Origin of the sequence: Stenotrophomonas sp. 3diitr2024 (assembly GCF_042136455.1) — a bacterium.
Taxonomy (GTDB): Bacteria; Pseudomonadota; Gammaproteobacteria; order Xanthomonadales; family Xanthomonadaceae; genus Stenotrophomonas; species Stenotrophomonas sepilia.
The window spans coordinates 1-2,659 of sequence record NZ_JBHHMJ010000222.1; the positions used below are offsets into that span (position 1 = coordinate 1).

Genomic DNA, 2,659 nt, shown 5'->3' on the forward strand with positions numbered 1-2,659 from the left:
CGCTGGCCGGCTCCCCGATGGATCTGCGGTTGCCGGCCAGCGGCCGGCACTACCGGATCAGTGGCCGTCAGGCCGCCATCGCCACCTTGCGCAGGCGGTCCAGCACGAAGTCAGCCAGCTCGTGCGGCGAGTACTTGGCGACGAAGGCGTTGGCGCCGACACGCTCGACCATGGCGTTGTTGAAGACACCCGACAGCGAGGTGTGCAGCAGCACGTAGAGGCCGGCCAGGCCCGGGTGGCGCCGGATTTCCGTCGTCAGCGTGTACCCGTCCATGGCCGGCATCTCGATGTCGGAGATGACCATGGCATAGCGTTCGGCCGGGTTCTCGCCCGAGGCGTGGATCTGCAACAGGTGGTCGAGAGCCTGCTTGCCGTCGGAAAGCAGGGTGGCACCCACGCCCAGCTGATCCAGCACGCTGCGGATCTGCTGGCGGGCCACGCGCGAGTCGTCCACCACCAGCACCTGCAGCTGGGGGCCATCGGCGGGCATTGCCATCGCCGGATCGAGTACGGCGTCACCGCGGACCTGGGCGATATCGGCCAGCACGCTTTCAACGTCGATCACCTGGATCAGCTCACCCTGGAAGCGGGTTACCGCGGTCAGGTAGCTCGACTCGGCGCCAAGCTCCGGCGGGGGGTGGATGTCTTCCACCGCGATGTTGACGATGCGTTCGACGCCGCTGACCAGGAACCCCTGGATCGAGCGATTGAATTCGGTGACGACCAGGTAACCCGGCGAGGTATCGGCATCGGGCTCACGTTCGGGGTGGCCGATGGCCAGGCCCAGGTCCAGCACCGGCACCGAGCGGCCGCGCACGTCGGCCACGCCGGCGAACTGGCTGGGCAGGCCGGGTACCTGGAACAGCTCCGGGCGCCGCAGGACTTCCTGCACCTTGAAGACATTGACGCCAAAAAGCTGACGTCCGCCGAGACGGAACAGCAGCAGCGCCAGGCGGTTGTGGCCGGCCAGGCGGGTCCGCTGGTCGATCCGGTTGAGCAGGTCATGGGACATGGCTGCTGTATCGGCGCGTTGGGCGCCAAACTTGAGGGCGCTCTGCCGCCCGCGCGCTCCAGATCGCTTTTGTAGAGCCGACTGCCAGTCGGCTGCTCGTCGATCCGATCGCGGGAAACCCCGCGCTTCGCGCGAAAGTCGACTGGCAGTCGACTCTACCCATCCGGTCGCCTCTCCATCCCGGACCCGACCAACAAGCCCCGTCGTTCTGGCACACCCCTTGCACGCACCTGGGCCAGCTCTTGCCGATTGAAGGAGGCGCCATGTGCCGGGTCACATCTCTATTCGCCATCGCGCTGGCCGTGGCCTCGCCGTGGGCGGCTGCCGCCGACTGGCAGCCGGTGGCAAGCATCCGCGCGGCGGCCTTGTCGACGCTGCCGGCGGGCAGCGAGGGCGAGGCCCAGGTGGCCGATGCGCTGCGCCTGCCGAAGTGCGGGGGGGCGTTACAGGTGCAGCCCACCGCCAACACCACGGTGGAGGTCAGCTGTCCGGATGCGGGCGGCTGGCGCCTGTTCGTGCCGGTAAAGGTGCGGCGCAACCAGACCGTACTGGTGCTCAACCGCGGAATCGGCACTGGAGAAACCCTCACTGCCGCCGATATCACCACTGCCCAGCGTGACGCTGCCCGGATTGCCGGCGCGGTGCTGTCCGATCCCAATGCAGCGATCGGCCGCGTCGCCCGCCGTCCGTTGCAGGCCGGAGCCCTGCTGTCGAACAACGATCTGGTGGTGCAGCGTCTCATCAAGCGAGGAGACAATGTGGCCCTGGTGTCGCGTCGCGGCTCGGTCGAGGTCCGCATTGCCGGCCGTGCGATGGGTGATGCCGGTGAGAACGAACGGGTCTCGGTCGAGAACCTGTCCTCGCGGCGGATCGTGCAAGGCACGGTCGATGCCGCAGGTGACGTAATCGTGGCGCGTTGAATTACCGCAAAATATCCCTAAAGATCACGGCCCTGCGGCCGTTATCCCTTGTGAACGGCAACTCCAGGACACCCCATGAGCCAGAAAATCGACGGCAACCTGCAGGTCCCCCAGGCACTGCGCAGCGTGACGACCCCGGCCAACAAGCCCGGTGTCAGCACCGATGCGGCGGCGCGCCCGGTCGAGGCGGCCGACAGCCTGCGCCTGACCGGCGAGGCCACCAATCTGCAGGCCATCGAGCGCGAGCTGACCACCGCCCCGGCGATCGACGCCCAGCGCGTGGCCGCCGTGCGCGAGTCGCTGCAGAACGGCACCTACAAGATCAATCCGGACGCGATCGCATCGCGCATGCTCGATCTGGACCAGCAGCTGCACGGATGACTGCGGCGATGAGCGAGCCGCTGCAGCGTCTCGCCGAGGCCCTGGACGTTGAACGCCAGGCCCTGGTCGAGCACGACGTGCACGCCCTGATCCGGGCTACCGGCGCCAAGCTGGAAGCGTTGCGTGCGCTGGAAGGCGCGCCACCGGTGGGCGAGGGCGAACAGCTGCAGGAACTGGCCGAGCGCAACCGGGCCAACGGCGTGCTGCTGTCGCGCCGCCGCCGCGAGGTGAACTGGGCGCTGCGCCAGCTCGGCCGCACCGAAGACGCCTCGGCCTACGATGCCAAGGGCCAGTCGCACACGGTCAGCATCGGCCGGCCCCTCGCCGTCGCCTGAGGCGACGGCGG

At 68.4% G+C, this 2,659-nt stretch carries 4 protein-coding genes; 3 read left to right on the forward strand and 1 reads right to left on the reverse strand.

The features are described from left to right. Positions 1 to 67: 67 nt before the first annotated feature. Positions 68 to 1,012, reverse strand: a complete 945-nt coding sequence (locus tag ABGA94_RS05055) for a chemotaxis protein (RefSeq protein WP_019659622.1) — start codon at positions 1,010 to 1,012, stop codon at positions 68 to 70. A 263-nt stretch (positions 1,013 to 1,275) separates the two neighbouring features. On the opposite strand from ABGA94_RS05055, the gene flgA reads away from it, so the two are divergent. From flgA to ABGA94_RS05070, 3 genes are all read left to right on the forward strand, one after another. Further along, the gene (gene flgA, locus ABGA94_RS05060; protein WP_005416463.1) at positions 1,276 to 1,932 is read left to right on the forward strand and encodes a flagellar basal body P-ring formation chaperone FlgA; all 657 of its coding nucleotides are present in this window, start codon (positions 1,276 to 1,278) and stop codon (positions 1,930 to 1,932) included. A gap of 75 nt (positions 1,933 to 2,007) precedes the next feature. Then, the gene (gene flgM, locus ABGA94_RS05065; protein WP_005409579.1) at positions 2,008 to 2,313 is read left to right on the forward strand and encodes a flagellar biosynthesis anti-sigma factor FlgM; all 306 of its coding nucleotides are present in this window, start codon (positions 2,008 to 2,010) and stop codon (positions 2,311 to 2,313) included. After that, complete coding sequence (locus ABGA94_RS05070) at positions 2,310 to 2,648, forward strand: flagellar protein FlgN (RefSeq protein WP_375366562.1); 339 nt, start codon at positions 2,310 to 2,312, stop codon at positions 2,646 to 2,648. The genes flgM and ABGA94_RS05070 overlap by 4 nt, the downstream gene beginning before the upstream one ends. The last annotated feature ends 11 nt before the right edge of the window (positions 2,649 to 2,659 follow it).

What these genes read in the sequence shown, in the direction of transcription:
- ABGA94_RS05070 (WP_375366562.1), top strand. Translation starts at nt 2,310, where the DNA reads ATGACTGCGGCGATGAGCGAGCCGCTGCAGCGTCTCGCCGAGGCCCTG.
- flgA (WP_005416463.1), top strand. Translation starts at nt 1,276, where the DNA reads ATGTGCCGGGTCACATCTCTATTCGCCATCGCGCTGGCCGTGGCCTCG.
- ABGA94_RS05055 (WP_019659622.1), bottom strand. Translation starts at nt 1,012, where the DNA reads ATGTCCCATGACCTGCTCAACCGGATCGACCAGCGGACCCGCCTGGCC.
- flgM (WP_005409579.1), top strand. Translation starts at nt 2,008, where the DNA reads ATGAGCCAGAAAATCGACGGCAACCTGCAGGTCCCCCAGGCACTGCGC.